The sequence below is a fragment of the Methylomonas rosea genome (assembly GCF_024505055.1).
GTDB lineage: Bacteria > Pseudomonadota > Gammaproteobacteria > Methylococcales > Methylomonadaceae > Methylomonas > Methylomonas rosea.
In genome coordinates, this window is record NZ_JANIBL010000111.1 from 1 (window position 1) to 5,455 (window position 5,455).

General features: G+C 57.1%; 1 protein-coding gene. It reads right to left on the reverse strand.

Features of this window, described 5'->3' with window-relative positions; all coding sequences use genetic code 11:
- A partial coding sequence (locus tag NP589_RS21095) for a DUF4347 domain-containing protein (protein ID WP_256608735.1) occupies positions 1-5,455 on the reverse strand: 5,455 nt, incomplete at both ends.

A 5,455-nucleotide genomic window follows, 5' to 3' on the forward strand; every position in this document is an offset into this window, starting at 1 on the left:
CGCTGCCACCAGCGTCCCGGTGTTGACCGCGGTCGAGCCGCTGTATGTGTTGTCGCCCGACAGAGTCAACACGCCTGCGCCCGCCTTCGTCAAAGCGCCTGTGCCGCTGACGATGCCCGACAACGCAACGGCATTGGCATTGATAATCGTGCCATCGCCGGTCAGCGCGACGGCGTTGCTAACCGTGACGCCGCTGCCGGTGACGGTCAGGCTGCCGCCATTCAGCGTCACAGCCCCCGTTCCCAAGTTAGTCGAGTCGGCGATTGTCAGGGTGCCGCCGATGACGGTGGATGAGGCGAGGACGTTGGTCCCGGACAGTGTCAGTTCGCCGGCGCCGCCCTTGGTCAGGGCGTTGTTGCCGGTCAGGTTGCCCGACAGAGTAACGGCATTAGCATTGGTGATGGTGGCGCCCGCCGACATCGCGAGGTTGTCGTCTATGGTGCCGGCGGATGTAATGGTCAGATTACCGCCACTCAAGGTGACGGTGGCACTGTCCGAGCCCAGGTTGGCATCACCGCCTATGCTCAGCGTGCCGGCCGCCAGTGCGGTGTCGCCGGAATAACTGTTGCTGCCGCTCAAGACCAGCGTACCGACTCCGCTCTTTGTCAGGCTGCCGGCTCCGGAGATGTTGCCCGACAAGGTCAGCATGTCGCCCGATCCGTTGGTGACATTCAGCGTCTTGCCACTGGCAATGGCGATGTCGCCGCCGACGGTTATGCTGTTGACTACGTCGGCATCCAAAATAATGTTCTCGCCGATCGTGATGCTGGACCCCAACGACACGGTTCCTAGGCCCGAGGCGAAGCTGATAGTGCCGCCGCCCGCCCGATTGGCGATGCCGACGGCCTCGCGCAAGCTGAGTCCGGTACCGTCTGCTTTTTCCGCAGCGTAAGTGCTGCCGCCGTCCGCATCATCGGTAGTGGTATCCACGACCAGCGCGTTGGTAACGACAATGGTGAAACTCTGGTCATAGTTGTTATCTCCGTCGTTCACCCGGATCACTACCGTGTAGTTCCCTGGAGTGGTCGTGGATGGACTAGCCGCTTGCAACGTGGTGCCGCTGATATTGAACAGGTTATAAGTGGCCCCGGAAGTGTCAGTGTTGACCGACACGATCGAATAGGTCGGTCCGCCGCCGTCGACATCCGTACGACTCAGGGAGCTGATCGCTACGTTGCTGCCACTATCGTATGTGGATGCGGTGGTGGCGCTCAGTGCGATAGCGGTCGGCGCGTCGTTGACGGCGGTGAGGTTTACGCTCGATGTAACACCAGTACTGGTCTGCGCGCCCAAGCTTTCGGCATTGGCATCGGTGATTGCCCAAGTAATCGTGCGACTGGCCGAGGTGCCGGTCGGGTTTTCGGACGTGCTGGAATAAGTAACCGAGCGCAGAGCTGTCTCATACTGGGATTTGGTCGCCGTGCCGGTCAAGGTCAGTACACCGGTGCCACTGTTGTAACTGCCGGTAATACCGTTCTGGCTACTGAAACCTAACGCGTCGCCACTGGTAAAGACTGAGGAAATAGTGACGGTAGCGCCGGTCATATTAGCGTCGTCGGTGTCGCTGACCGTCACAGTCGTGTCGATAGCCGCGGCAGAGCCGTTTTCGGTGTAAGCCAGTGCCGCGCCGGCAGTCAGCACCGGTTTGGTGTTGGTCGCCGTGACATTGATGGTGGAGGTCACCCCATTACTGGTTTGTGCGCCCAAACTTTCGGCGTTCGCGTCGGTCGCCGCCCAGGTCACGGTGCGGCTAGCCGAAGACAAGGCCGGCGTGGTGGAAGTGCTGGAATAAGTCACCGAACGCAAGGCCGTCTGATACTGGGCTTTGGAGGCAGTGCCGGATAGGGTCAATACGCCGGTACCGCTGTTGTAGCTGCCGCTGATGCCATTCTGGTCGCTGAAACCTAACGTATCGCCACTGGTGAAACCCGAGGAAAGTGTCACCGTCGCACCGGTCATATTGGCATCGTCGGCGTCGCTTAACGTGATCGTGGCATCGATAGCCGCCGCCAATCCTGCCTCGGTATAGGCCTGAGTCGCGCCGGCGGTTAGCACCGGCTTAGCGTTGCTTGCCGTGACATTGATCGTCGAAGTCACGCCACTGCTGGTCTGGGCGCCTACACTGGCCGCATTGGCGTCGGTAACCGCCCAAGTCACGGTCCGGCTCGAGCTGGAAGAAGTCGGCGTAGCCGAGCTGCTGGCATAGGTGACCGAGCGCAACGCTGTTTGATATTGAGCCTTGGTGGCGGTACCGGACAGGGTCAGCACACCGGTGCCGCTGTTATAACTGCCGGTAATACCGTTTTGCGTGGAAAAACCCAGTGTGTCGCCACTGGTGAAGCCGGCCGAAAGAGTCACGGTGGCCCCGGCGATATTGGCGTCGTCGGCGTCGCTCAGGGTAATCGTGGTATCGATGGCCGCGGCAGATCCACCTTCGGTGTAAGGTAACGTAGCACCGGCGGTCAGCACCGGCGTATCGTTGACGGCGGTGACGTTGACGGTGGACGTCACGCCGCTGCTGGTCGCCGGACTGGCGTTAGCGTCGGTCACGGCCCAGGTGACCGTACGACTAGCGGAAGACGAGGTCGGCGTGTCCGAGCTGTTGGAATAAGTGACCGAACGCAAGGCTATCTGGTACTGCGCCTTGGTGGCGGTGCCGGACAGAGTCAACACGCCGGTACCACTGTTGTAGCTGCCGGTGATGCCGTTCTGGGTACTAAAACCCAGCGAGTCGCCGCTGGTGAAACCGGACGAAAGGGTCACAGTAGCACCGCTGATATTGGCATCGTCGGCGTCGCTCACCGTGATCGTGGCGTCGATGCCAGCCGCCGAACCGTTTTCAGTGTAGGCCAGCGTCGCACCGGCGGTGAGAACGGGTGCGGCGTTGGAAAGCATTAGCACTCGGGCTTCAATGCCGGCACTGCTGGTATCGGACGTATTGTCCACCCACACTGTAGCAAACAGGTCCGTAGCCAATGCCGTCAACACCGGCGAATTTTGATCGCCCCGGCGGTATTGGTTAATTTCAAAATCAGTCGCATCCACGGCAACACCGGCTGAGGTAAAACGCCGACCAAAAACCCCATTCAAGTCGTAGTCACCTGTATCGGCTTGCCACCCGACCATAAAGCCGCCTCCGGACAGCGCGGCAATGGATGCCTCGTACTTATAAGTGCCGGTCCCCGTTGTCGTGTTGACTTGGGTAATTGATCCTTGCGCAACACCGGCATTGTTATAGCGTTGGAAAAAGATGTCAGTCTGTGAATAATTAGCAAGGTCATTGGCATAGCTGTCCCAAGCTACTACAAATCCACCCCCAACCAACCCGGTTACGCGTGGTAGAGGGTAAAAAGTATCAACAGACGATGCGCCGCCGTCACTGGTTACGGAAATAACAGTAGACAGTGCGGTGCTGACGACAGCATTAATGTTGTAAGCAGTTCCATCCCCCCATGCCACTACATAAGCGCCATTGCTCAATGCCGCCAGGCTGGGGCTTACATTCAAGCCGGTGGCGGCGATAGCGACTTCGGAGCCGTTTTTAGAGCCATCGGCTGCGTTAAATTTCTGAACTTGGATTTTCCCGGAGGAAAAATCGCTGGCATAGTCAGTCCATGCAATGACAAAAGAACCATCGGTCAACGTGGTGATCGAAGGATAGTATTGGTCGTTTGCGACCGTGGTATTGGCGATAAGCTGGCTGCCTACGGTGCCATTTGCCTCGACAATTCGGTAAGCGACGTCCAACCCGTTCGCGCCGGGGGTTGTCAAATAAGCGACCGCAAATCGACCGTTATCCAAAGCGGACACCACTGGGCTGATTTCATTGATACCGTTACCCGCGGCGGTGATGGCGAATTCGCCGCCAACGGCAGCGCCAGTCGCATCATAAATCTGTCCATAGATACCGTTTTTGTCCGAGGCTTCACCGTCTTGCCCGGCAGATTGCCAAACCGCAACAAAATTGCCGTTACTTAGTGTGGTAACTGCGGGAGCAAGTTGGTCGTTGGTCGCCGTGGTGCTAACGTTGAGGTCGTTGCCAAAATTCAAATCTTGGGACTGGCCGTCAACCACTGTAAACGTGAATGTTTTGCTAAAACCCTGGCCGTTAACCGGATTGCCGCTAGCGTCCGTTTGATAGAGATCGTAGTAGCGCGCGGTAACCGTCGCTGTTTGTCCTATGCCAGGCATGGTTCCCGAGCCCAAACTAAGGGTGGCGGTATTGCCTACAGATGTATTGGATGAAATGGTGAAAAGATTGGCTACCGATTGGCTGTCGATTTCCCAATAACCGCCGGTAGTCAGCCCGGTATCGGTCGGTGTCAAGGTCGCCACAGCTGTACCCTGTGTGGTATCGGACAGGAAGTAACTCTTGTCGGAAACAATGTTAGTAGGAGCGTTGTCGGGATTAATAGAGGAGCCAGTCCCAACCGATTGGCCGAAATGCCCGGTTACATAATAAGCATTGCCGATATTATTGCTGGTGGTCGTATCGCCGGGAAGATTGTCTACAAAACGCCATATTTTTCCGGCAACGGAAACAAAGTTAGTGTTGCCGTTAGCAGGATAGGCATAGTCCGACCAATTACTGCCGCCGTCGGTGCTGTATTGAAACTTTCCTCTAGTAAGAACCCAATCTTCACCGCTGTTGCTTCCGGTCGGTGGAAAATCCGCGTTGTGGTAATCAATATCGGTAATGGCTGAATTGGTTGTCAGACCTGGCGGAGTGAGGCCAACGCCATAGGTCCAGGTATAACTCGTCCCTCCTGGACGAACATAGATGGCAGTTCCGCCATCAAGGACTCGCGGAGCAGCCAGCACCTGATCATAATTGAAATCGCTGCTTGTGACGAAGATACTGGATACGTATCCCGTTGCAGATTCCAAAACCCAATCGCCACCCAAACTTGCCGACCCGGTTGCATCTGTCGACGCAGCAATATCAGCCTGCGTTCCGTCTGCCAACGCAGCAATAAACGAGGCCCCCACCGATCCTTTAGCGACGTTACAGCCATAAAGGAATACATCTGCGTCTTGATCCAGGGCATTGCCTATAGCCGTCAGATCGGCCACATGTTCTTGCAGATTATCCGTTGTCAGTGTTAAAGAACCAAGACCGAGCGAAGCCTCCGAGCCGTGAGAAACGATATGAATGGCATCGATGCCGCTACGCCCTTCCAGAATATCAGCCATTTGCGCTAAACCATCACGACTGGCATCAAGCACATGAATCTCGATTCCCGTTTTAGCGCCGTCGATCAAGGTTTGGTAATCGGCAACATTATTTTCTATGAATAGTATTTCGGTACGAGGCGCGGTATTTGCCGGTTCCACGCTGGGCGGCAGATAAGCCGCAGCCGCTTCCAGCAAGGCTTGTACGTCGCTATTTTCCGTGCCGGCGGCGGTCGGTTCGGCTGCCGGTTCCGCAAGCGCGGCGTCCGTCGTCGCAGCCGCC